At 42.2% G+C, this 25,321-nt stretch carries 25 protein-coding genes and 1 other RNA gene; 20 read left to right on the top strand and 6 right to left on the bottom strand.

All coding sequences use genetic code 11. The annotated features are described in order from the left end of the window. Both rnr and smpB read left to right on the top strand, forming a co-directional pair. Positions 1-2,253, top strand: a 2,253-nt coding sequence (gene rnr, locus LKJ51_RS05850) for a ribonuclease R (protein WP_291980165.1), incomplete at its 5' end; no start/stop codon positions are given. A 25-nt stretch (positions 2,254-2,278) separates the two neighbouring features. Continuing rightward, entirely contained in the window at positions 2,279-2,746 is a 468-nt protein-coding gene (smpB, locus tag LKJ51_RS05845; protein ID WP_291979141.1) for an SsrA-binding protein SmpB, read from the top strand. A gap of 284 nt (positions 2,747-3,030) precedes the next feature. Here smpB and LKJ51_RS05840 read toward each other — a convergent pair whose 3' ends face one another. Then, positions 3,031-3,600, bottom strand: a complete 570-nt coding sequence (locus LKJ51_RS05840; protein ID WP_291979142.1) for an LURP-one-related/scramblase family protein — start codon at positions 3,598-3,600, stop codon at positions 3,031-3,033. 141 nt (positions 3,601-3,741) lie between these two features. On the opposite strand from LKJ51_RS05840, the gene LKJ51_RS05835 reads away from it, so the two are divergent. From LKJ51_RS05835 to LKJ51_RS05820, 4 genes are all read left to right on the top strand, one after another. Then, the gene (locus tag LKJ51_RS05835; RefSeq protein ID WP_291979143.1) at positions 3,742-4,440 is read left to right on the top strand and encodes a uracil-DNA glycosylase; all 699 of its coding nucleotides are present in this window, start codon (positions 3,742-3,744) and stop codon (positions 4,438-4,440) included. A 24-nt stretch (positions 4,441-4,464) separates the two neighbouring features. Beyond that, a complete protein-coding gene (gene pta, locus LKJ51_RS05830) occupies positions 4,465-5,439 on the top strand; it encodes a phosphate acetyltransferase (RefSeq protein WP_291979144.1) in 975 nt (324 codons plus the stop codon). 121 nt (positions 5,440-5,560) lie between these two features. After that, complete coding sequence (gene tsaE / locus LKJ51_RS05825) at positions 5,561-6,013, top strand: tRNA (adenosine(37)-N6)-threonylcarbamoyltransferase complex ATPase subunit type 1 TsaE (RefSeq protein WP_291979145.1); 453 nt, start codon at positions 5,561-5,563, stop codon at positions 6,011-6,013. Position 6,014: 1 nt separating this feature from the next. Then, positions 6,015-6,503, top strand: coding sequence for a GNAT family N-acetyltransferase (locus tag LKJ51_RS05820; protein WP_291979146.1), 489 nt, complete (start codon positions 6,015-6,017; stop codon positions 6,501-6,503). Between the two features lie 223 nt (positions 6,504-6,726). On the opposite strand, the gene LKJ51_RS05815 is transcribed toward LKJ51_RS05820, so the two are convergent. Together LKJ51_RS05815 and LKJ51_RS05810 are read right to left on the bottom strand one after the other, a co-directional pair. Continuing rightward, positions 6,727-7,158: a PAS domain-containing protein gene (locus LKJ51_RS05815; protein ID WP_291979147.1), complete on the bottom strand. Its 432-nt coding sequence runs from the start codon at positions 7,156-7,158 to the stop codon at positions 6,727-6,729. Between the two features lie 15 nt (positions 7,159-7,173). After that, the gene (locus tag LKJ51_RS05810) at positions 7,174-7,710 is read right to left on the bottom strand and encodes a 3'-5' exonuclease (protein ID WP_291979148.1); all 537 of its coding nucleotides are present in this window, start codon (positions 7,708-7,710) and stop codon (positions 7,174-7,176) included. Positions 7,711-7,975: 265 nt separating this feature from the next. On the opposite strand from LKJ51_RS05810, the gene murB reads away from it, so the two are divergent. Next, positions 7,976-8,869: a UDP-N-acetylmuramate dehydrogenase gene (gene murB / locus LKJ51_RS05805; RefSeq protein ID WP_291979149.1), complete on the top strand. Its 894-nt coding sequence runs from the start codon at positions 7,976-7,978 to the stop codon at positions 8,867-8,869. A 47-nt stretch (positions 8,870-8,916) separates the two neighbouring features. Here murB and LKJ51_RS05800 read toward each other — a convergent pair whose 3' ends face one another. Then, entirely contained in the window at positions 8,917-9,576 is a 660-nt protein-coding gene (locus LKJ51_RS05800; RefSeq protein ID WP_291979150.1) for a DUF1361 domain-containing protein, read from the bottom strand. A 149-nt stretch (positions 9,577-9,725) separates the two neighbouring features. On the opposite strand from LKJ51_RS05800, the gene cdaA reads away from it, so the two are divergent. The 13 genes from cdaA to LKJ51_RS05735 all read left to right on the top strand — a co-directional run bounded on the left by cdaA (position 9,726) and on the right by LKJ51_RS05735 (position 23,908). Then, entirely contained in the window at positions 9,726-10,574 is an 849-nt protein-coding gene (gene cdaA / locus LKJ51_RS05795; protein WP_291979151.1) for a diadenylate cyclase CdaA, read from the top strand. Next, positions 10,567-11,409, top strand: a complete 843-nt coding sequence (locus LKJ51_RS05790) for a CdaR family protein (protein ID WP_291979152.1) — start codon at positions 10,567-10,569, stop codon at positions 11,407-11,409. The genes cdaA and LKJ51_RS05790 overlap by 8 nt, the downstream gene beginning before the upstream one ends. A gap of 25 nt (positions 11,410-11,434) precedes the next feature. After that, the gene (glmM, locus tag LKJ51_RS05785; protein ID WP_291979153.1) at positions 11,435-12,790 is read left to right on the top strand and encodes a phosphoglucosamine mutase; all 1,356 of its coding nucleotides are present in this window, start codon (positions 11,435-11,437) and stop codon (positions 12,788-12,790) included. A gap of 401 nt (positions 12,791-13,191) precedes the next feature. Further along, the gene (gene glmS / locus LKJ51_RS05780) at positions 13,192-15,012 is read left to right on the top strand and encodes a glutamine--fructose-6-phosphate transaminase (isomerizing) (RefSeq protein WP_291979155.1); all 1,821 of its coding nucleotides are present in this window, start codon (positions 13,192-13,194) and stop codon (positions 15,010-15,012) included. Between the two features lie 471 nt (positions 15,013-15,483). Beyond that, positions 15,484-15,795, top strand: coding sequence for a hypothetical protein (locus tag LKJ51_RS05775; RefSeq protein ID WP_291979156.1), 312 nt, complete (start codon positions 15,484-15,486; stop codon positions 15,793-15,795). Positions 15,796-15,905: 110 nt separating this feature from the next. After that, positions 15,906-17,750 carry an acyltransferase family protein gene (locus LKJ51_RS05770; protein ID WP_291979157.1) on the top strand — a complete coding sequence of 615 codons (1,845 nt, stop codon included), beginning with the start codon at positions 15,906-15,908 and terminating at the stop codon, positions 17,748-17,750. A 14-nt stretch (positions 17,751-17,764) separates the two neighbouring features. Then, on the top strand, positions 17,765-18,226 hold the full coding sequence (locus LKJ51_RS05765; RefSeq protein WP_291979158.1) for a MarR family winged helix-turn-helix transcriptional regulator: 462 nt from the start codon (positions 17,765-17,767) through the stop codon (positions 18,224-18,226). Further along, complete coding sequence (locus LKJ51_RS05760; protein WP_291979159.1) at positions 18,219-19,019, top strand: Cof-type HAD-IIB family hydrolase; 801 nt, start codon at positions 18,219-18,221, stop codon at positions 19,017-19,019. Before LKJ51_RS05765 ends, LKJ51_RS05760 begins: the two co-directional genes overlap by 8 nt. A gap of 324 nt (positions 19,020-19,343) precedes the next feature. Next, positions 19,344-19,901: a LysM peptidoglycan-binding domain-containing protein gene (locus LKJ51_RS05755; RefSeq protein ID WP_291979162.1), complete on the top strand. Its 558-nt coding sequence runs from the start codon at positions 19,344-19,346 to the stop codon at positions 19,899-19,901. Between the two features lie 310 nt (positions 19,902-20,211). Continuing rightward, positions 20,212-20,585: a transfer-messenger RNA gene (gene ssrA, locus LKJ51_RS05750) on the top strand. 112 nt (positions 20,586-20,697) lie between these two features. Beyond that, a complete protein-coding gene (locus LKJ51_RS05745) occupies positions 20,698-21,411 on the top strand; it encodes a response regulator transcription factor (RefSeq protein ID WP_291979160.1) in 714 nt (237 codons plus the stop codon). Between the two features lie 2 nt (positions 21,412-21,413). Further along, positions 21,414-22,877 (top strand): sensor histidine kinase, encoded by a 1,464-nt coding sequence (locus LKJ51_RS05740; RefSeq protein ID WP_291980164.1) that lies wholly within the window; start codon positions 21,414-21,416, stop codon positions 22,875-22,877. Between the two features lie 170 nt (positions 22,878-23,047). Continuing rightward, entirely contained in the window at positions 23,048-23,908 is an 861-nt protein-coding gene (locus LKJ51_RS05735; protein ID WP_291980163.1) for a GRP family sugar transporter, read from the top strand. Between the two features lie 125 nt (positions 23,909-24,033). Here LKJ51_RS05735 and LKJ51_RS05730 read toward each other — a convergent pair whose 3' ends face one another. Next, a complete protein-coding gene (locus tag LKJ51_RS05730) occupies positions 24,034-24,666 on the bottom strand; it encodes a hypothetical protein (RefSeq protein WP_291980162.1) in 633 nt (210 codons plus the stop codon). Continuing rightward, positions 24,663-25,025 carry a PD-(D/E)XK nuclease family transposase gene (locus tag LKJ51_RS05725; protein ID WP_291980161.1) on the bottom strand — a complete coding sequence of 121 codons (363 nt, stop codon included), beginning with the start codon at positions 25,023-25,025 and terminating at the stop codon, positions 24,663-24,665. The genes LKJ51_RS05730 and LKJ51_RS05725 overlap by 4 nt, the downstream gene beginning before the upstream one ends. Between the last annotated feature and the right edge of the window lie 296 nt (positions 25,026-25,321).

The raw sequence follows: 25,321 nt of genomic DNA, 5'->3' as shown, positions 1-25,321 counted from the left end.
CGGCAAAATAAAGTAATGGTGACTGACAGCGGTGAGTTTCAAGCGGTAATCAAACCCCAAGCAATTGTTGGAACATTCCACGGTAACGATAAGGGATTCGGTTTTGTTGACTACGATCCTGATTTACCGGATATGTACATTAATCCTGATCACACAATGCACGCGCTAAATGGTGACCAGGTAGAAGTAAAGATTCTCCGTACTGCTAAGCCAGGAAGTGATCAGGGACCTGAAGGACAAGTTCTGAAGATCGTTGAGCATAATTATGACCAAATTGTTGGTGAATTTAAGCAAGAAACTGTTGGTGGCTACATTGGTGAAATCCTGTTAAAGGACAAGAAACTATCTAATTACCGTTTCTTTGTTAACAGCCAGGGCTTAAAGCCGATGGATGGGCAAGTGGTTACCGCAACAGTAGCAACCTATCCCGATGATGAAGCACCACAAGTGATGACCGGTGCAGTTACCGAGGTAATCGGTGACAAGGACGAACCGGGAATTGATATCCTTTCGGTAATTTACGCTCATGATGTTCCCCATGAATTTCCACAGGAAGCAATGGATGAGGCTAATAAGATTCCGTTAAAAGTTTTGCCTGAGGAGAAAAAGGACCGGGAAGACATCACTAAACAACCACTAGTAACGATTGATGCAATTGAATCTAAGGACTTGGATGATGCGGTTGTTGCTTGGAAGATGGATAACGGTCATTACCATCTTGGGGTCCACATTGCGGATGTTAGTCACTACGTTAAGCCTGGTTCAGCCCTAGACAAGGAAGCGTTTAAGCGGGGAACATCCGTCTACCTTACGGATCGGGTTGTCCCAATGCTTCCTAAACGGTTATCTAACGGTATCTGTTCGTTAAATCCTGGTGAAGAACGACTTTCAATGAGTTGTGAAATGGAGATTGATGAACAGGGACGGATTGTTAATCACCGGATTTTCCCAAGTGTGATGCGGTCCCATGCCCGGATGACATATAAGGCGGTTAACCGGATCCTTGAGTCACACGATGCCAAGACGATTGCCCAGTACAAAGAGTTAGTCCCAATGTTTGAAACGATGCGGGACATCCATAAGATCTTGCTCAATGCCCGGAAGCGTCGAGGAGCAATTGACTTTGAAGCGCCTGAAGCCAAGATTATCGTGGACGATCAGGGACACCCAATCGATATCCAACTCCGTGAACGCGGGTTAGCCGAACGGATGATTGAGTCGTTTATGTTAGCCGCTAACGAAACAGTTGCGGAACACTACTATAAAGAACACGTTCCGTTTCTTTACCGGATTCACGAGCAGCCAGACAACGAAAAGATTAAATCCTTCTTTGAGTTCTTAAGTGTCTTCGGGATTAATGCTCATGGTGACATAAATAATGTTAAGCCGAAGATGCTCCAGAATGTGTTGAAGGAAGTTGCCGGGAAGCCGGAAGAGCAGATGGTTCAGGTAATGATGTTGCGGAGTATGCAACAAGCTAAGTACGCCGATGAGGAAGTTGGTCACTTTGGCTTGGGAGCAAAGTACTACACTCACTTTACGTCACCAATTCGGCGGTACCCAGATGATACTGTTCACCGCTTGATTAAGTGGTATGACAAACACGGTAAGGGTGAAGATGCTAAAGCTGCCTGGCGTGATCGGTTGCCAGAAATTGCTGAACACACATCATTTGCTGAACGCCGGGGAATTGATACCGAACGTGATGTTGACAGTATGAAGAAGGCTGAATACATGGAAGATCACGTTGGTGAGACGTTCGATGCCGTTGTTAGCTCGGTCATGAAGTTCGGCTTATTCGTTGAACTGGAAAATACCGTTGAAGGGCTTATTCACATTAGTGTAATGAATGATGACTATTATGAGTATTCCGAGAAGCACCTAGCTTTAATTGGAAGGAGTCATCACCGGATTTTCCAAATTGGTCAACCAATCAAGGTTAAATTGATGCGGGTTGATAAAGACCTTCGTGAAATCGACTTCCAGTTAGTTAACCCTGAAGAAGCCCCAACAACTAAGATTCGGGTTCCACATAATGATGATCACCGTCGTGGTGGTCGTCGCGGTAATGGTCGCCGGGGGAATAATAACCGGAATGGCGGTCAGGGTGGCCATTTCCGTAATACTCAGGGAAAGTGGAAACACGATGGTCACGAGAATGGCAACCGGAATAATCGCCAAATCAATCGTGGTCAAACCCGGCACCACAATAGCTCCCGTGATCACGAGGGACACCGGCGCCGTCGGCATTAGTATTTTGACCTAATGGAGGGATACCATGGCCAAAAAGAAAGAAAACAATAATAATTTAATTGCTCAGAATAAAAAAGCCCGTCATGATTATTTTGTGACGGATACCTATGAAGCAGGGATAGTCCTGACCGGAACGGAAATTAAGTCCGTCCGTGCCCACCGGGTTAACCTGAAAGATGGTTTTGCCCAGATTCGGAATGGTGAGGCATGGTTAATGAACGTCCACATTAGCGAATACGATAACGGGACATTCTTCAACCAAGACCCGCTACGGAACAGGAAACTGTTGCTTCATAAAAAAGAAATTCATAAACTCACCGGGGCACTCCAAGATAAAGGGATTACCCTCGTGCCCTTAAAGATGTACATCAAACACGGTTACGCTAAAGTCCTTCTCAGCCTCGCTAAAGGTAAACACGAGTACGACAAACGCGAATCCATCAAACGCCGCGAAGCTAAGCGTGAGATGGAGAGGGTAGTGAAAAGAGTGTGAGCCGCGACGGATTAGCCACCGAGTACTAAGGAAGTCCAGACGATGATTGACTTGCAATCGAGTCTGGACTAATTAGACGGAGGTGGCGGTCGCGGCGAACCGATCTTGACTTGGTTACAGTAGAAGCTCTAGCAAGTTCCTGGCGAACTCATTTTGGCTCTGTTACGGTAGAAGCTCGAGGAGGGTTAGGGCGAACCGATCTCGACTCGGTTACACTAGAACCACTCACTCAACCAAAAAGTGCCATTCAAAGATCCAACCGCTCTTTGAATGGCACTTTTATATTATCGTCGCTTCTTAAATTGCGATGGTTCAACTTGGTAACCTAAGCAGGTATCGTTTCCAGTAGCGACACTTCCCCAATGGACGCGGAGTGGGGATGATTGTTTTCGTCGTGCCCAATGTTGAAGAACACTGGCAATTAGGATTGCTAGTGGTTCATCGTCTTCATTCTTAACTTTTAATTCATGGTAGTAATCTCCAGTGAAAGCTACCGGCTGAATTGAAAAGACAAGGTGATTTTTGCTAAAGACCCGGTACTTACCGGAAAATGGTGAGCCAACGACAACCCAATTGAGTCCCTTGATATAAATTACTTCACGAACAAAGCCAAGTGACTTGCTGATGGTTCCGACCTTTTGCCGATCCTTGAATAGAGCAAACTTCGGGATAATGCCAAAGCTAAGCTGCTTTACTTCAGCGAGCAGATCGCCAGAAATGGAATATAGAGATAAAACATCATGAAGCGTCCCCCATTTACCTACTAGAAGGTATAGTGAACGTCCTTGATAGTTACGAATTACGGTTGTTCCGTGAAGATCCGTATCATGATCGCGTAGATAGAGTTGCCGCATCCAATCACCGCTCCTTTAAGACATATTAATATCATTATTGTACCAGTTTAATTCTGAAAATGATAACTTTACGAAGCGTTTTCAATTATCACTCCTTCTTCTGACTAGTTATGCTAAAATATTAGGTGAGGTGCTAGAATCGTGAAACAACTTATTCATAATGATTGGTGGGACGTTTTAAAACCCCAATTCAAAAGTGCTTATTATGCACAGCTACATAATTTCTTAAAAGAAGAATATAGCCATCGGACAATTTATCCGGAGATGCATCATATTTTCGAGGCCTTTGAGTGGACGCCTTTTAGTAAGGTTAAAGTTGTCATTTTAGGTCAAGATCCGTATCATGGCCCTCACCAGGCTCATGGATGCAGTTTTTCGGTTTTACCGGGGATTCCGGTTCCACCATCATTGCAAAATATTTATAAGGAATTGCAAAGTGATGTTGGTTGTCATCCGGTTCAACATGGTTACCTAAAGAAATGGGCTGATCAGGGTGTTTTGCTTTTGAATTCGGTCTTAACAGTTCGCGCAGGCCAGGCCTTCTCGCACAAGGGGCATGGCTGGGAACAATTAACGGATGCTGCGATTCATGCATTGTCCGAACGTCCTCAACCAGTTGTCTTTATTTTGTGGGGTAGGGCAGCACGGGATAAGAAAAAGCTGATTAACCTTAAGACAAATATTATCTTAGAATCAGCACACCCGAGCCCGCTTTCAGCTCACCGCGGATTTTTTGGTTCAAAACCATTTTCAAAGACAAATGAAGCACTTCGCGCAATGGGAGAGGAGCCAATTGATTGGCAATTACCGGATCAACCGATAGTTGACGGTAAGGCTTAATCACCAATAAGGAGGTTCTTGTAGATGGATTTATTTGATGAAATTGCTGCAAAGGTAAAGGGACAAAACAAGACGATCGTTTTCCCTGAAGGTGCTGATAAACGAATTTTAGGTGCTGCTGTTCGCTTAAAGAAGGACGGCTTAGTAGAACCAATCTTACTCGGAACAAAGAGTGAGATTGATGCCACCGCTCAAGAGAATAACTTCGACATTACCGGATTACAAATTATTGATCCGGCAACGTATCCAGAAGCTGACCAAAAGGCAATGTTTGATGCCCTTTTGGAACGGCGGAAAGGGAAGAACACTCCTGAACAAGTTAAGAAAATGCTCGAAGATGTTAGCTACTTTGGAACCATGCTTGTTTACATGGGTAAGGCTGACGGAATGGTTTCTGGTGCGGTTCACTCAACTGGTTCAACGGTTCGTCCTGCATTGCAAATTATTAAGACAAAGCCTAATGCTCACCGGATCAGTGGCGCATTCTTAATGCAAAAGGATGATCAACGCTACATCTTTGCTGATTGTGCGATCAACATTGAATTAGATGCTGACACAATGGCAGAGGTTGCTGTTCAAAGTGCCGAAACCGCTAAGCTCTTTGGCATTGATCCTAAGGTTGCCCTCTTGAGCTTCTCAACCAAGGGCTCCGCTAAGGGTGATATGGTAACCAAGGTTGTTGACGCTACAGAAAAGGTTCACGAAATTGCTCCAGACCTTCCTGCTGACGGTGAAATGCAATTTGATGCCGCTGTTGTTCCTTCAGTTGGTGAATTGAAGGCCCCAGGTTCCAAGGTTGCAGGTCATGCCAATGTCTTTGTCTTCCCAAGTCTTGAAGCCGGGAATATTGGTTACAAGATCGCTCAACGTTTCGGCGGCTTTACTGCTGTTGGCCCAATCTTACAAGGATTGAACGCACCAATTGCAGACCTTTCACGGGGATGCAGCGAAGACGATGCTTACAAGGTTGCTATTATTACAGCAGCTCAAGCACTCTAAAAAGTATAGATATTTAAGTGACGGGACTGAGAACCACCTCGGTCTCGTTATTGTTTTAAAAGCATGCATCCCAATTGAAAATCGGCTACAATGGTAACAGAAAATTTGAGGAGCGGTAAGAATGAAACAAGTTACGTTAACTGATCGAGAAAAGACAATTAATCTTGGTGAGCACATTGGTCGTTTGCTAAAGGCAGGCGATGTCCTAGTCTTGGATGGTGATCTTGGTGCGGGAAAGACAACCTTCACTAAGGGCCTTGCCAAAGGGTTAGACATTCCCGATCTAATTAAGAGTCCAACATTCACCATTATCCGTGAATACCATGATGGCCGTTTACCGCTTTATCACATGGATGCGTACCGGCTTGAGAACGGTGGTGCAGAGGACTTGGGCCTTGAGGAATACTTTGACAGTGATGGGGTTAGCGTTGTGGAATGGGCCCAATTTGTTGAAGATGAACTGCCAGCCGACTTCTTGGCAATTCATTTCAAGCGGACCGATGATGAAAATACCCGTTTGCTCCAATTTGAACCCCACGGGCAGCATTTTGAACAAGTAGTTGCGGAGCTTTAGGATGGCAGAAGAAGTTGAAATTAAACTAGCAGTACCAGCCAACGCTACTGCAATCTTATCTTTTCTCCACCAGGCCACTACCGAGAGTGATGCGGTTAATATTCCCCACTTGGAAAAGGTAACCACCAAAGAAGAGCGGGAAAACATTCAGGTGATCAATGATTCGGATGACTGCATTATCTTGTTAGCCGTCCTTGGCGAAGAGATTGTCGGGATAGTAACGGTGATGCGGTTAGCTGAACAACCCCAGGTTGGTGAACTTGGCGTGATTGTTGCGAAAAAGTATTGGCATCAAGGCATCGGACAGTTATTAGTTGACGAAGCGGAGTACTGGTTTGCTAACTACAGTAGTTTGACTGGACTTACCCTTGATGTTTTTAAAGATAATGTTCCAGCAATTAACTTGTATAAGAAGATGAACTTTGTTGTCCGGGAACACCTCCTTGTTTCTGGCAGGAAGGCTCTCCAGATGGATTTTAAACAAAAATAAAAAAGAGACTGGAAATTAACCCAGTCTCCTAACCATTTTAAATATGATAATGCAACAGCGCAGTAGCTGGCTGGCAGTTCAAACGCTGATAAATCAGCATTTGACCAACCCCTAGTAGGCTAGCTTCGCGTCGTAGCCATTCTTCCAATAGGCTAGCTACGCGTCGACGGAGGTGGGACAACGAACTAGGCAAGCTAGTTCTGTCCCACTCTCAATTCGATCCCTATTTATGTTTGAACAATACTTGCTTGATGTTGTGCAGCCAAGCTCCCTTTTCCTGGTGACCAGAAACATCTTGAGTTACTTCAACACAGCCAATGTACTTACCATTCTCATCATGAAGGGAGTAAAAAGCAATGTTGACTGGTTTACCGTGATAATGAATGATTAGACTTAGGACGCCCCGCTTACCATCATGCATTTGTTGAAGAACCTGTTTAACCCGTTCTTGACTGTGACCGGGGTGGACTTCTAGAACATGCTTACCGAGGTCGTCATCAGTTCGCTTGAAAAGACGGTGCTTATTAGCGGAAGACCAGCGAACGATATCATGTTCGTCGATGAAGTCGAATTCTTCGGGGATGGTTTGGAAAATGGCGTTTAGCTGAGTCAAGGTTAAACTACCACCTAATAGGTTAATGGTTTCATTATTCATCAATTAATTACTCCTTTAGCTGTAAAAATTAATAAATGGTCGTAACTTGTCGCTACCAAAGTGCTGGGCTTCATACAGAAGAATGTTTGCGCATGCCTGGGCATCATCAAGAGCGTTGTGATGGTGGTGGAGGTCAATTTGTAGAGCATCGCAAACGGTATTTAGCTTATAATTGCTTAGTCCAGGAATTAGCTGGCGACTACTCTTGACGGTATCAAGGGTCTGGTATGTTGGTGGCTGGATGCCGTAGTGAAGAAGGGTGTTTTTTAGGACACTGTTATCAAAACTATTATTGTGAGCAATCACAAGTTGTTCTGGTCGATAAAACTGCTTGATATGCTGCCACACCTCAGGAAATGTTGGTGCATTTTGAACATCTTCCTCATGGATTCCGTGAATCTGGATATTCCGCCAGAAAAAGTCTGTCTGTGGATTGATCAAGGTATAAAATTCGTCAGCGATTTGGTTGTCGCGAACGATCGTCAGTGCTAGTGAGCAGGCACTATATCGCTTCCCACTTGCAGTTTCAAAGTCCATCGCAATAAAGTTCACGAAGCGAGATCTCCTTTCTTACCCTTTATTTTAGTTATCAAACTTACAAAGTCTAATCGCGGAAAATAACTAGGACCTTCAAGGCTAACTATGAACGACTCTGATGATTTATCATCATTCGTCGTTCTAGGTTAGCCCACCAGGTCCTCAAGAAAGTTATTTCCCAGCTTCATCTAATTTTAACAGTAATTTAGTTCTTATGCCAAAGGATTAACGGTCAAACATGGTACAATACCATTAGATTAAAATAAAGGACGAAGAAGCAATGGTTGATTTAATTAAGGAATTTCCAGAGATTGATATTAAAAAGCGAGAACCGCTGTCAAAGTATACTTTCACGCATACCGGAGGGGAAGCTGATTGGCTTGCCTTCCCTGAGAGCGTTGAGCAGGTTCAACAATTGGTGAAGTTTGTTAAAGACAATGATATTCCACTAACCGTAATCGGCAACGCTAGTAACCTCATTGTTCGTGACGGTGGAATTGCTGGCTTGGTAATGATTGTAACGAAGATGAACCAGATTAAGGCTGAAGGTAACCTTGTGAAGGCGCAGGCTGGAGCAACCTACATTAAGACAACCCAAGTGGCACGGGATCATAGTTTAACCGGCCTGGAATTTGCTGCTGGAATCCCCGGAAGCATTGGTGGTGCTGTCTTTATGAATGCCGGTGCATATGGTGGTGAGACCCAGTTTGCAATTAAATCAGTTACCGTAATGTTACCAACTGGCGAAGTAAAAGAATTGAGCAACGAGGAACTTGACTTTGGTTATCGTCATAGCAGTGTTCAGGATAATCACGGGATCGTTCTGGAAGCCACGTTTGAACTAAAGCCGGGCGATAAGGAAAAGATCACGGAACGGATGGATGACTTAAACGCTCGTCGTGCCGCTAAACAACCGTTGGACCTGCCTTCTTGCGGGAGTGTCTTTAAACGGCCAAAGGGTTACTTTGCAGGGAAGTTAATCCACGATGCTGGCCTGCAAGGTTACACTTCAGGTGGCGCCCAAGTATCAACGAAACACGCTGGCTTTATCGTTAACATTGATCACGGGACCGCAACTGACTACTTAAACGTAATTCACCATGTTCAAAAAGTGGTTAAAGACAAATATGGCGTTGTACTAGAAACCGAAGTCCGGATTATTGGAAGAAACTAGTAATAAAGACCTAAAACTGTAATTTACGCAGCTTTAGGTCTTTTTCTTTAGTCTATAAAGTTTGTCTTTTGAACCGTTTTGAGGATCCAATAGGAAAGAACTTGCAAGCAGGTAAGGATGAGGGTGAATTTGAGCATGTCGATCGACCAGATAGACATTAGTTGATGGAAGAACCAACTTGGCGTAAAGAAGAGGTAAATCGAGTGTAAGCGGAGAAAGCGACCAATGTAAATTCCAATACTGGAGATAAACGAAAAGAAAATGATCCACCAAAATTTGAGCTTTGGGTGTTTGGGAGTAGTTAATTCGGTAAGTTGGTGACTAACTTGATCTAATGACAAGAGGCCAAAGAACAGGCAACTAACTGCACAGAGAATCATTACCGCAAAAATTAACCAAATGTGGGGATCAGACTTGAGGATCCCGTTAATACTGGTATGAGGCTCAAGCCATGAGAGGTGAAAAAGATCGGTCATGACATAGGGAGTATTTGGATAAAATAGTAACCAGATAATTAGACTAACCCAGAAAGCAAGGGCCCGCCGATCAGTAAATCGTGGCATTTGAAAGCCAATTTCAACTGGGATATAAGCAAGAAAAACGTTAAAAGCCATGAAGTTAAATGGCTTGGGCATGTATAACTTGAGTAGGATGATTGTAATCCAAAAGAAAAAGCGAATTTGCCATTGCCTGGTTAACTTAAACATTGAACTAGCCTCCTTTCCGGGATAAAACTTCTTACTGTTCAGAATACCAGAATTTATCTCAGATACCAGAATTTTAATAATGAACTCCAAACCTTTTTTGGATAAAATGATATAATGTTATGGTAATTTAGAGGACGGTGAGATAAGTTATGCAGTTTTTCTCAGCACTGTTTACTTGGCAGAACCTGATCCACTTAATTGATATTTTAGTAATTTGGTTTTTAATTTACGAATTACTACTATTAATCCGGGGGACGCGTGCTGTTCAACTATTCCGGGGGATCTTAATTATTATTTTAGTTAAGGTTGTTAGCTGGTATATTGGATTAAGCACGGTTTCTTGGGTGATGGACCAGATCATCAATTGGGGTGTAATTGCCATTGTAATCATCTTCCAGCCAGAGATTCGTCGGGGATTGGAACACCTTGGTAGGGGAACGTTCTTTTCCCACAATCAGACAGCTAATGAAACTGAAGAAGAGACGATTACCCAGTTAGACCAAGCGATCCAGTACATGTCAAAGCGGCGTATTGGGGCGCTGATTAGTATTGAAATGAAGACTGGACTAGAGGAATATATTGAGACTGGGATACCGCTTGATGCTGATATTTCAGGAGCATTATTGGTTAATACCTTTATTCCAAATACACCACTTCATGATGGTGCGGTAATTATCAAGAACAATCGAATTTCGGTTGCTGCAGCCTACCTGCCATTATCCGATAGTAAGTTAATCCCAAAGGAACTTGGTACTCGGCACCGTGCTGCGGTTGGTATTAGCGAAGTCACTGATGCCTTGACGATTGTTATTTCCGAAGAAACAGGTGAAGTTTCCATCACCAAGGATAACGAGTTGATTCGGAACATGTCACGGAATGATTACCTGAAGTTCTTGCGGGCACAGCTTTACAACCACTCAACCGAGAAGGAGAATAACAACATCTTTACAAAGATCTTCTCCTTCTTCGGTCGCCGGGGAGGTGGCAGCAATGAATAATTGGGAATTCTTCAATAATAAATGGGTCTTGCGGATCACTTCTCTTATCCTAGCCTTGTTCTTGTTTTTCTATGTTAATAACGGGAACAATGGTTTCTTGCGGCAGAATACTAGACAGCACGATCAAGATAGTGCGTTGATGTCTAATAAAACCGCCGAGATTAAAATGCCGCTTGATATTACGACCGATAATAATTATGTTATTAGTGGTTACCCGAAAACGGTTCGGGTGACGGTTAGTGGTCCTTCTGCGTTGGTAACAACGACATCGAATACTCAGAACTTTAAGGCCTATATTGACCTTACTAATGTTGGTGTTGGTAAGCACCGTGTAAAGGTGAAGACAAGTGGACTAAACTCTGAGTTGCACGCAACGGTAAAGCCAAAGTATGTAACGGTTAATGTTCAACCACGGAAAACAATTACGAAGAAGATCGTCGTTCAATTAAGCTCTCACTCCCTAAGCAATAATTACCAGGTTGGGACACCACGAACGGCTACTGACCATGTTCAGGTATCTGGATCACGGGAAGAAGTAAATAAGGTTGACCGGGTGATCGCTTTTGTTGCAATGCCAAATAAAGCAACCGCCGATTTACATCGTTCAGTAACACTGCAAGCCGTTGATAAGAATGGTCAGACGCTTAACGTTGTGATCGAACCAAACACGACTACGGTAACGATTCCAATTCACGGTCAAGGTAATGGCTCAAGTAGTTCATCAAGCAGTGGTAGTGATGCTGAGGCCAGTTCAAATAGCAGTCATGCAAGTCGGACTAGTTCAAGCACAAATAGTTCATCGAGTAGTAGTGCACAATCAAGTTCAGAAGATTAAATCTTAGATTAAGAGGAGAAAAATAATGAAGTTAAAATATTTTGGTACTGATGGAGTTCGTGGAGTTGCAAATCAGGATTTGAGTCCAGAATTAGCATTTCGGGTAGGACGAGCTGGTGGTTACGTATTAACTCGTCACTCTGACCGGAAGCAGCCACAAGTTCTTGTTTCACGTGATACGCGGATTTCTGGTCAAATGCTGGAAAGTGCGTTGGTTGCCGGACTGTTATCTGTTGGGATTGAGGTATTGCGCCTAGGCGTTGTTACTACTCCCGGTGTGGCTTACCTTGTTCGTGCTCAAGAAGCCGATGCAGGGGTCATGATTACTGCCAGTCATAACCCAATCAAGTACAACGGGATTAAGTACTTTGGTGGTGACGGTTTTAAGCTTTCCGATGATTTGGAATATGAAATTGAGCAATTATTGGATGCTGAAGAGGATAATTTACCACGGCCATCAGATGAAGGTCTGGGAACCGTCGCTGATTACCATGAGGGAGCATTAAAGTACACCTCATTCCTTGAACAAACCGTTTCAACCGATTTATCTGGATTGAAGGTTGTTGTTGATGCAGCTAATGGTGCCACTTCAGGATTCGTTTCAAACCTCTTTGCGGATATGAACGTTGACTTTGTTCCAATTAATGCCCAACCAGACGGGTTAAACACTAACCTTAACTGTGGTTCAACTCATCCAGAAGGTTTACAAAAGGCCGTTGTGGAAAACCAAGCTGATTTGGGAATCGCCTTTGATGGTGATGGCGACCGTTGTATCGCGGTTGACAATGAAGGAAACATTGTTAATGGTGATAAAATCATGTACATCTGTGGTAAATATATGGATGACAATGGCCTATTAAAGAAGGATACGGTTGTAACAACGGTGATGAGTAACTTGGGGATGTACAAAGCCCTTGAAAGCCACAATATGACAAGTGTTAAGACTAAGGTTGGTGACCGTTATGTTGTCGAAGAGATGTTAAAGAACGGTTATAACCTTGGTGGTGAACAATCCGGACACATCATCTTCTTGGATTACAACACGACTGGTGACGGGATGTTGACTGCACTTCAACTCCTTTCAGTAATTAAGGAAACTGGAAAGTCACTCAAGGAATTAGCAAGTGACGTTACCAACTATCCTCAAGAACTCGTTAACATTAAAGTTGCTGATAAAGCTGCCGCAATGAACAACGAAAAACTACAAGCAGTAATTAAAGAAGTTGAGAGCGACATGAATGGTGACGGTCGAGTATTGGTTCGCCCAAGTGGTACAGAACCACTGTTACGGATCATGGCAGAAGCTGCTACTCCAGAGCTAGTTCACCAATACGTTGAACGGATTGCTGACGTTGCTCGGCAGGAGGTAGAAGTTAAGTAGTAAGCTTTATTTAATAGAGGAGGGTGAGAAAAAACGTTTAGTTTTTTCTCACCCTCTACCTATACTTAGTAATCTCCGAACTTATAGAGTCTAATCGCGAGAATCCAAATAGGCTCACTTCGTATCGTAACTGAGGGACTCGAGCCTAACGCAGCGAAGCAAGCCTATTCGGCTACGAACGACTCTGATGATTTCATCATCATTCATCGTTCTAGGTTAGTCAACCGTCCCTCCGAGAAAGTTAATTCCCAGCTTCCTCTATTTTTGTACTAAATTCATAACTATACCAATTAAAGTTAAATGAATTGACAACCACCATTAAAACCATTATGATACTAGTTGTATTAAACGAATATAGCACTTTCATAAGTGTCTATACCAATTTGCAAAGGAGTACTATTATGTGTGGAATAGTTGGAGTGACTGGTAGTAAAGACAGTCTATCAATTTTAATTAATGGGTTAAAGCGGCTTGAATATCGTGGTTACGATTCAGCCGGTGTATATGTAAATGATAACGAAGGCCATGACTACCTTGTTAAGCGTGCTGGACGGATTAGTAACCTTGAAGCAGCCTTAACTGACGATGTTCATGGAATGTCAGGGATTGGTCATACTCGTTGGGCAACTCATGGTGAACCAAACGAAGCAAACGCTCACCCACAATACTCAAGTGATGAACGTTTCTACCTTGTTCACAATGGTGTGATTGAAAACTATGCTCAATTGAAGGCCGACTACTTATCAGACGTTCACTTTGTTAGTCAAACTGATACCGAAGTAATCGTTCAACTTGTTGATAAGTTTGTTGTTGAAAAGAACCTATCAACTAAGGACGCCTTGCTTAAGGTCTTGAAATTAATTAGTCCTGACTCCTCATACGCATTTGTATTGATGGACAAGGAACAACCGGATATCCTCTATGTTGCCAAAAACAAGAGCCCGCTTCTTGTCGGGATTGCTGATGGCTACAACATGGTTGGTTCAGACGCTACCTCAATGCTGAAGCAAACCAATAAGTTCATGGAATTAGACGATCACGAACTAGTTATCGTTAAGCCAGATTCAGTTGAAATTGAAGACTTCGATGGCAACGAAAAGCATCGTGACACCTTTACTGTTGATATGGATCCAAATGCTGCTGACAAGGGAGCATACCCATTCTACATGCTGAAGGAAGTTGATGAACAACCAGCAGTAATGCGGAAGTTAGTTCAAAAGTACTTTGATGAAGACGGCAAGCCAACAATTAGTGAAGACCTATTAAAGTCAATGGCAGATGCTGATCACCTTTACATCGTTGGTGCAGGTACTAGTTACCACGCTGGTTTAATCGGTGCCCGGATTTTTGAAAAGTTGGTTGGTATTCCAACTTCTGTTCATATTTCATCAGAATTTGCTTATGAACAACCACTTCTTTCCAAGAAGCCATTCTTTATCTTCCTTAGTCAAAGTGGTGAAACTGCGGACAGTCGTGAGGTATTGGTTAACGTTAACAAGAACAACTGGCCAAGCTTAACGATTACCAACGTTGATAAGTCAACATTGTCACGTGAAGCTACCTTCACTGAATTGCTTTATGCTGGTCCTGAAATTGCGGTTGCTTCTACTAAGGCATACACAGCACAAATCGCTGTTGAAGCTATTTTAGCCAAGGCACTTGGTGAATACATGGATAAGCCAGCTGCAGGTGCCTTCGATGTTAAACACCAATTAGGGTTGGTTGCTAACGGAATGCAATCACTCACTGATAGTAAGAGCATCTTGAAGGATCTTTCAGATAAGTACCTTTCAAAGCCACGGAACGCCTTCTACATTGGCCGGGGAATCGACTGGTCCGTTTCTCTTGAAGCCGCTTTGAAGTTGAAGGAAATTTCCTATGTTCAAGCTGAAGGGTTTGCTTCTGGTGAATTGAAGCACGGAACAATTGCCTTAATTGAAAAGGGCACTCCGGTAATCGGAATTATTACTCAAGACCGGACTGCTGGTTTAACTCGGAGCAACTTGGAAGAAACCGAAGCACGGGGAGCAAATATCATGACAATTGTTTCTCGTCACCTTGCTCAAGATAACGATAACATTATCTTGCCAGATGTTGATGAACTGCTTAGCCCATTACTAAGCGTTGTTCCAGCACAGTTATTGGCTTACTACACCAGCCTTGGTAAGGGATTAGACGTTGATAAGCCACGGAACCTCGCAAAGTCGGTTACGGTTCAGTAATATAAGAAGCTGGGAATTAACTTTCTCGGAGGGACGGTTGACTAACCTAGAACGATGAATGATGATGAAATCATCAGAGTCGTTCGTAGCCGAATAGGCTTGCTTCGCTGCGTTAGGCTCGAGTCTCTCAGTTACGATACGAAGTGAGCCTATTTGGATTCCCGTGATTAAACTCTGTAAGTTCGAGGATCATTAAGTATATTTAGAGGGTGGGAAAAAACGTTTAGTTTTTCCCGCCCTCATCTTTGTTTAAAAGAAAGAACAACCTACACAATTATTAGTAAAAATGTAAAAAAGATGTTGACATCTATATATGAAACCGCTATCATAATAGTTGTAAGGTATTTAAGTAATAATTACCTTCTAATCAATTCTCTTTCTCTCTTATGCCAATCATCGCCATTTTGACGATGATTTTTTTGTTATAATGATTTTGTAACGAAGGGATTTGTAACGAAGGGAGATTAAATCGTGGAAGAACAACATGAAGTCTTAGATTTGATTGAAGAAATTACGCGAAACGATGGTAGCAAGTATTTTGAGATCGGCAATATGGTTCAAAATGGTCGGGCTGAATTAGCTGCAGAGCGGGGATTCATAAAAGAAGTCCGCATCTTACAGCTAAATATTCCGCATTCTCAAAATGTCATTAAGTATGAACACTACATCAATACTCATTACAAGATGCAGGATGAATCAATGGATCACTGGGAAGAATGGAAGAGAACTCCAGAAGCTGACGAAGCTGTTCATGAAATCCTCAAGGAAAATCATATTGGTTAAAATATAAGGGAGCTGAGTTTTTCCAAGGCTCCCAATTTTCTTTTAAAAACTCTATACACTAATTTATCAAGACATTATAATAAAAAGGATATCTCTTGGAGGTTCTGTTAATGAACGTACATAAAGAAGTTAGCGACCACCAGACGATTCCTCATCATATAACGGGAATTGACGGCTTACGGACAATTGCTGTATTAGGAGTAATTGTCTACCATCTATTACCGACGCAGGTAAGAGGGGGCTTTCTTGGGGTTCCGCTATTTTTATTAATTTCGGGTTATTTTATTACTTATCAATTTAGCAAACGGATTGAACAAGGTCGCAGTCTCAGGTTAGGGCGCTTTTATGCAAAACGGTTTTACCGTCTTTACCCGGTCCTGATTACGATGCTGTTTCTGACGATTTCGTACATTACGCTTTTTGCTCATGAGCTACTACACAATATTCGTCAAATATTCGTCACGAACATTCTGTGGGTCTACAACTGGTGGGAAATTGGTCATGGTCAGTCATACTTTGACCAGTTTACCAATAAATCACCATTTACCCACCTTTGGACGCTTGGTGTTGAAGCCCAGTTTTATATTCTGTGGCCGCTTATTATTTATTTCTTGTTTAAGATCTTTAAAAAACGGTCAATAGTTCAATTTGCGGTGCTCGGTTTAGCGATCCTGTCCGCAATTGAAATGGCTGTGCTTTATCAGCCAGCAAACCCCAATCGGGTCTACTACGGAACCGATACCCGGGCCTTTTCATTATTACTAGGTTCATGGTTAGGCTTGGCTTGGCCGTTTGATCGGTTAAAGAAGTCAATACTAGCAATTGATCCACGAGTACTTGATATTACTGGGATCGCTGCACTTGTGATCACATTCTTCGGTTTTGCGACGCTGGATGGTCAGTCATCATTCACTTACCATGGTGGAATGTTCCTGTATAGTGTTGTCGGAATAGTTCTGTTAGCAACGATTTTCCACCCGGAAAGCCAGATGAACAAATGGTTAACCAACCCGTTCTTTACTTGGTGTGGTCAACGTTCATACGGAATTTACGTTTACCAATACCCGGTACTTGTCTTTTACGAGCGGGCAATTAACGTTGGGGTTCATCCGGTTGTTAGCGCTGTAGAGGAAATTGCACTAATTATAATTATTAGTGAATGCTCATATCAGTTGATTGAGCGACCGTTATTAAGGCACCGGTTATCTGATTTCAAATGGCAAAAAATTGAATTTACTAACTGGAAACAGGCTGTGACTGCAATCGTTGCTTTCTTAGTTGTTGGCACGACAATCTTCGGTTTATGTCAGCCAAATGTTCAGCCAAAGAAGACGAATGTTCAGAAAAGAATTGAAAAGAATGACCAATTAACAGCAGAACATAACAAGCAATTAAGCAAGGGTCACGGTATTAAGACGGCAAAGATCGATACGATTGAGAAGAAGTACCAGTTAAGCAAAACGGAGATTGAAAGGGCACGGCAGCTAAAGGTTACAGCAGTTGGGGATTCTGTAATGCTTGATGCTGCTAATAGTCTCCAGCAATTAATGCCCCACGCATACGTTGATGCAAAGGTAGGACGTCAGGGTTCACAAACGCCAGCAGTTTTGGGCCAACTGAAGAAACAAGGACACTTAAATAAAATTGTTATTCTTAACCTGGGAAATAATGGTGCAATGAGTCAAAAGACGATTGACCAGATCCTAAAAGTCGTCGGGAAAGATCGACAAATTTACTGGATAACCCCTCATATTCCATCAAAGAGTTGGCAACAGCAGGTTAACAATCAGATTCAAACGATTGCTAAGCAGCATGATAATGTTCACTTAGTTGATTGGTATGCTATGAGCAATGGGCAATCAGGTTGGTTCGCTAAGGATGGTGTCCACATGAATAAGCAGGGGAATAACCATTTTGCAGCGCTGGTTACAAAGACAATCTTGAAACAGCATTGAGGAGTAAAATATTGATGGATGAGAATGAAAAATTATTAGATAAGGCGATTAACCTTTACCTTTCTGGATTAAAGGGATTGGGAACGTTTATTTCTGAGCCTTCCGCGGAATACTCACTATCCTTTGAACAGTACATGATTCTGAAAACAATCGTTAAGAATCCTAAGATTAAACTGATGGATATTGCTGCGGAACGCGAAGTAACAAGGAGCGCAATTTCACGTCAATTGCGGCCCTTGTTAAACCATGGTTACATTGAACAAAAAGCTGATCCTGAAGACCGCCGCCGGTTATTCTTAATCAGTACAGATAAAGGGAAAAAGGTTGAACGGCAGATTAGCTCACTTGTAATGGCGCGCTTTTCGAAATGGCTTAGCGTTTACGGTAAGGAACGAGGAGTTGAACTCTTAAACCTATTAGAGGATTTCAATACGCAAATTGTACGAGCAGATATAGCGAGGAAGAAAAATGATTAAAGTAATTGCATTAGATTTAGATAATACCCTTTTAAATAGTAATAAGGAAATTAGTTCACGAAACGAGCGGGTACTTAAAGAATTGCATGCTCGTGGCATCCATGTTGTCTTATGTACCGGACGGCCGATCAATGCTATTTGGCCGCTAATTGAACAACTCGGGTTGACGCAGCCTGATGATTACACGATTACGTTTAATGGTGGCTTAGTGATTAATAACACGTCGAAGGAACACCTATTTGAGCTGGGGATGAGTCGTGATGACCTTCAACCACTATTAAATTTTGTTCGCCAACAACAAATCCCACTTGATATTCTGGACTACGATCGAGTTTATGAATTGAGCGATCAGCCCCGTTCAATTTACAAGACAGTTCTGAAGAACATCGAATTCCGTGATACTAAGAGTACCGACCTTCCTGGGACAACTTATAGTAAGGCCGTAATGGCAATTCCCGCAGAGAAGCTCACCCCAATTATTCGTGAGTTACCAGCAGAACTGAAGGAAAAGTACCATGCCGTTCAATCACAGCCGATGATCATGGAATTCTTACCACCAAAGGTTAACAAGATGGTTGGCTTGAAGGCGCTCTTGGATCATTTTGGCCTTGATTTCACTAACCTAATGAGTTTTGGTGATGCAGATAACGATCTAGAAATGATTCAAGCAGCTGAACAAGGGATCGTAATGGCAAACGGTCTTCCCGAAGTTAAAAAGGTTGCAACTGCAATCACCAGTTCAAATGATGAAGATGGTGTTGCTGAGTACTGTGAACGTTATTTTGCAATGTAATCGTAACAAAAACACCCATTAAATTATCAATTTAACTTGTTAAACCATGGATTTCACGAAAAGTCATCCTTGATTTAACAAGTTTTTTTATTTCAATCGTCCTAAGTTAGGATTGCCTAAAACAAATCCCTTTCCCTTAGTGACGGTAATTAGCCTGCTTTTTAAGTCAAATGTGAAATTCTTTACATTTAATGTGTCAGTAGTTTTACAAATAGTTAGCAATAACCCGTCAAACGACAAATTGCTGTTATATATCGGTAATCTTAATCGTGTAATATAAGAACTGTTGAATCGGAATTAAATAAAAGGATGGTAATTGAATTTATGATTTCTAAGAAAAAGCTTGCTAAATTAACTGCTTCTGTTGGTGCAATTGCTTTTGGTGTTGTTGCAACCCAAGCTGTTGCTAACGCTGATACAATCTACACCGTTAAGAGTGGCGATACTCTTTCAAGCATTTCTTACAAGTTTAATAAGGATAACAGTCTTGTTAATGAAATTGCACAGAAGAACAGTATCAAGGACATTAATAAGATTTACGTTGGCCAACGCCTTGTAATCAAGAGCGATGGTGAAATTCAACCAGCATCATCTCAAACAACAACCCAAAATAATAATGCTACTAGTCAACAACAAAGTGCTACCAGCACAGTAAGTGGCTCCGATGCAGCTGCTAAGGCTTGGATCGCCGCTCGTGAATCTGGTGGTAACTACGGTGCTACCAATGGTCAATACATCGGTAAGTACCAACTTTCTGCCTCATACCTCAACGGCGACTACTCCGCCGCTAACCAAGAACGTGTTGCTGACCAATACGTTGCCAGCCGCTACGGATCCTGGACCGCCGCCCAACAACACTGGATGGCAAATGGTTGGTATTAAAAAGTGTGTGAACCACGACGAATTAGCAATCGAGTACTAAGAAATCCCGGACGATGATTGTCTTGCAATCAAGGACGGGATAGTTAGACGGAGATTGCGATCGTGGTGAACAGTCCTTGACTGTGTTGCAGTAAGGGCTTTCCTGCGAACACGTTTAGACTCAGTTGCAGTAAAAGTTTCTGAGGAACACGTTTTAACAATATAACATTAAAGTTCTCCCGGCTGTGGTGTCTTGTACCGCTGCCGGGAGTTTATTGGTTTAAAACGTGGATAATTAGTGCCAGCGATGATACAATAGATAGTGTATCTTGGGGATGTTTTTTGGATTCGACAGGTATAGGTCGAGTTTCAATTGCGTTTCGAAGGTTGCGTCTTCGTAAAAACGCTCAGTTTTAAATTATAACTGCAAACAATAATTCAAACTCTTACGCATACGCTGCCTAACAAGTAGCGCGCGTAAATCCATCCTGGGTTCGTCCATGATGCAGTGATGGGTTTCATAGGAAGTGGACTACGCTTATCACTCACGCTTGAAGTGGTAAGAGGAGATTACCAAGCTAGTTAATCATGGTTGCCCTGATCAACGGCGTTTTGGTTAATGAAATTTAAATAGTTGAGATATGAACGTAGAGATTGAAATGGCGATATGCTTGGACACGGGTTCGACTCCCGTCATCTCCATTATTAAATAATCGACATTGTAGAGACTGAGGATGTTGTTGGTTCAGCATACTCGGTTTTTCTGTATATGAAGATTATTTCCCGGGAAATGTCCGTGAGCAAAGGAGAGAATGAAATGAAGATTTTAATGATTGAAGATAACCAATCAGTGTGCGAAATGATGGCGATGTTTTTCAAGAAGGAAGGGTGGCAGTACGAGTTTGCCTATGATGGTGTAGAAGCCGAGGAAAAGTTTAGTGCTGATCCGCATGAGTGGGATGTCCTGTTGCTTGATTTGAACTTGCCAAAGAAGGACGGAATGCAGGTTGCTGCTGATGTACGCCGGATTTCACCAACGATTCCGTTGATCATGTTAACAGCCCGTGACTCGGAAAGTGATCAGGTGCTCGGCCTAGAGATTGGTGCTGATGATTATGTGACGAAGCCTTTTAGTCCAATCACATTGATTGCCAGAATCAAGGCTCTTCAACGGCGGTCCCACTTAGGTGCAGTAATGGGCAAGCAACATGTTGAACATGACCGCTTTGATATCAAGACGAAGAACTTTAAGATGGATACCAAGACTCGTGAGGTCTACATGTATGGCAAGCCAGTGAAGGATCTTACCCCGAAGGAATTTGACCTTCTTAAGACCCTAGCTAGCAAGCCACGACAAGTCTTCACCCGTTCTCAACTGCTCCAGCTTGTTTGGGATTATGAGTATTATGGTGATGAACGAACTGTTGATGCCCATATTAAGAAGCTCCGGCAAAAACTAGAAGCAGTTGGCCCACAAGTGATCCAAACCGTCTGGGGTGTCGGTTATAAGTTCGATGACGAAGGTAAGTAAAGATGAAACTACTGTATCGGCTAATGATTGCCTTTTTTACGGTAATCATCACTTTAATGGCTGTTCTTAGTTTAGCCTTTATTAACGTTACTAACGAGACAATGTACCGTAACACTTGGAACCAATTGAAGACTTATTCTGATAGCTTGGTTCAAGATGCGGTTCGTTATGATACGGTAAACAATAAATTTGAGAGTTTTGAAAATCAGGCACTTCTAAGCAATGCGGCTTTATTGTCAAACCAACACGTGCACTTTGCAATTTTTGACGTTACTAAGAAACAGACTTTCGCTAGTAACGGCTTTGCTCCTCAAATTAGTAAAAGTGATTGGCAGAAGCTAAGAAAGGGTAAGACCATTTATTTACGGGCTACTCAGTTACAATCAAATATCAAGGGTGAGCAAAATGCTGCAATGACCGAAGTGATTCGACCATACTTTTATCACAAGAAAATGATTGCCGTTGTTTCGATCGCCACTCTGGTTTCGGTTGTTGAGGAGAACATGCACCAACTCAAGATCAATCTGGCGATTGCCTTTCTGATCGCTACTCTGGCGGCCCTTTTAATTAGTTATATCCTAGCTCGTTCGATTACGAAGAAGATTGACCAGCTCCGTGTTGCCACTCGTCAAGTTGCAAAGGGAAACTATAAGGTCACAGTGCCGGTTAATGGTAAGGATGAAGTTGATGATTTGGCCCGAAGCTTTAACCAGATGACCACAGCCCTTCGTGAATCTGATCAAGAAATTCGTCGGCAGGAAGAGCGACGGCGGAAGTTTTTAGCTGATGCTGCTCATGAAATGCGGACACCGTTAACAACAATTAATGGGTTGCTAGAAGGGTTACAGTATGATGCAATTCCCGAAGAGGATCGGCAACACAGTATTGAATTAATGCAGAAGGATACGCAACGATTGATCCGACTGGTCAACGATAACCTGGACTACGAAAAGATTCGAACCAACCAGATTTCAATGGACCGAAAGATCTTTGATTGTTCTGCTGTTCTGTCAAATTTGAAGGAACAGCTTTCTAAGCGGGCAACTGAAAAGGGCGATCAGATTAACATTGATGTCCCCGAAGGATTGCTTGTTTATGCTGATTATGACCGCTTTGTTCAGATCATGTTTAACATTATTCAAAACGCCATTCAGTTTACTGATAAGGGTTCAATTAACGTTACTGCCCGCCGTGTTGAGCACGGTTGTGAATTTGTAGTGAGTGATAACGGAATTGGAATGAGCCAGGACCAATTAAAGAATATTTGGGAACGGTTCTATAAAGCTGATCAATCACGGAGCAATAGTCAGTATGGTGAATCGGGACTCGGATTGCCAATCGTCCATGAACTAGTTCACTTACATGGTGGAAAGATTTCCGTTAATAGTAAGCCAAAGAAGGGAACAACTTTCACAATCTTCTTGCCTGATCGGCAGTATGCCCCACATCTGAATGCTCAACAATAAGATTTCACATTTATACCAATAATTTATTAACCGGTTTCTTTCGCTAATTATTAGTAAGTATACTTTTAGACCATCACTAAATTTTGTGAAAAAGGGTTGTGTAAACGTTTGCAACCGTTTATAATACTATCTCGTACTTATTATTATGTATTGATAGGAGAGAAAAAAAGATGGTCTATTTACTCGCATTAATCCCAGCGCTTGGTTGGGGGCTTATGCCATTAATCACAGGTAAGATTGGTGGTTCAGCTGTTAATCAGATGTTCGGTATCGGTGCCGGTGCAACGATTATTGGGTTAATTGCCTACGTAGTTACCCAACCGGCTGTTAGTACGACCGCCTTCTGGTTCTCGGTATTATGTGGTGCTTTATGGACGATTGGTCAGGTTGGTCAATTCGTTTCCTTTAAGCGGATGGGTGTTTCAAACACCATGCCACTTTCCACCGTTTTACAGTTAGTTGGTAATTCATTAATTGGGGTTATTATCTTCGGTGAATGGCACAGCGCCCGGGCACTTACAATTGGATTTATCGCTTTAGCAATCGTTGTTATTGGTGCCTTGATGACTTCAGTTTCTGATGGTAATTCAGATAAGAAGGTTACTGCTAGCAACTTTATCTTCTTATTAGTAACTACTATCGGTTACTGGGTATACTCAGCATTCCCAAAGATTCCGATTGTTGCTAACGAAAGTGCTCAAGGAATCTTCCTTCCAGAAATGCTTGGAATCTTGCTTGGTTCCGTTATTTATGCAATTTTCTCCGGAAACGCTGGTTCATTTAAGCAAAAGGAACAGTACCTGAACATCCTTGGTGGTTTGTCATGGGGGATTGCCGCATTCGCATACATCTTCTCTGCTAAGGCTCTCGGTGTTACTGAAGCATTTATCTTCACCCAATTAAACGTGATTATTGCAACCTTTGGTGGTATTTGGCTTCTTCACGAACACAAGAGTCACCGTGAAATGACTTACACTATTTGGGGAATTGTTTTAATCGTCATTGGTAGTATCGCTACTGCCTTTGCCTAGGATTAGACGATTAGTTGAAAACTAGATAATAAAATTTTATACAATTCATTTGAAAAAGCACTCCATAGTCACTAAGAAAATGTTTAGCGGTTACGAAGTGCTTTTATTTGTTGTTCTGATGGGTGTTATTTCATTTTATCCAGTGCTTCTTGGTAGTCCTTAGCGGCTTCTGCAGGATCAAGTTGGCGAATATTGATTAAGAAGTTTTCAACTTGTTCCTTAGTTTGACCGCTCTTGATTAAGTCGGTTATTAGGGAGAGACGCTCTTTGACTAATCCTTGCTCGATGCCTTGCTCACGTCCCTGCTTGATGCCTTGCTCACGTCCCCGCTTGATGCCTTGTTTAATGCCTCGTTCACGTCCCTGCTTAATGCCTTGTTTGAGTCCTTCTTCGTGTCCCTGCTTTAGACCCTCCTCGTGTCCTTGTTTTAAGCCCTCTTCAAGTTTGTTCTCGATATCCATTTCGTATAATGTCCGTAGCATATATTCTCTCCTCCATTCCTGGTTCTGCTTAACAAACGATATTCTCTTCTTTAATTTTATAATGAAGTCATCTTCTTCATCAAGCTTTCGGTTAGCTATTAGATCCAGAACATTTTGCAACTTCGGACCAACTGTTTTCCGGTGGCTAGTAATATCGAAGAAAACTGATTTTTCTTGATCCTGATATGCGTAGTTAGGATAATTCTCAATAATCCGTCTAACATCGTACCGTTGTTCACCGAGGCCAAAAGGATCAAAGCAGCAAAAGAAGATCACAAATGATTTATTGGCTTTGATGTAGTTTTCCCTTTCGTATAGGTGGCTGTTGCAAGACTTGATTGATAAAAGCGATTCCGTTGTGGTAAATTATGATTATTTTTGACTTGCATTTCTACATCGTAGTGGCGGTTATCATAATCTTCAACGTAAATATCAAAACGAGAACTCTTAGCATCATGGGTGGTTTTGATTTCCTGCTGACTATTGAGAATTTTGATTCCCTTAATTGCCATTGTTGGAAAGATTCGACGTAATAGCCCTAAAGTGATTTCGGGGTCCAGAAAGGTCTTACTGAAGATGAAATCATCGGTTAGCCCGGCTTCTTCCCAACTTTTTCTTGAACTTGTTTGTTCCATTTTCTACTCCTTTTATATGGATTTTGAGAGGCTCTCTCAAATTAAGAGAACGGAAAATATTGGAAAATTCACTAAATTATTTTTGTTAACTGTTCTAATTGAAAACGGCTTCATGGTTCGGTATGATTAGGAGTGTAAATATAATAAGAAAGAAGTTCTGGAAATGACACATATTTCATTTGATCGTACAGGCTTAAAGAAATTTGTTAACGATAACGAACTCGGCGAAATGCAGGCAATGGTAAACGCTGCGGATGACGAATTACGAAATGGTACCGGTGCTGGTGCGGACTTTC

The organism is Limosilactobacillus sp. (assembly GCF_022651205.1).
Lineage (GTDB): Bacteria > Bacillota > Bacilli > Lactobacillales > Lactobacillaceae > Limosilactobacillus.
This window is presented reverse-complemented; position numbering and strand designations above follow the sequence as displayed.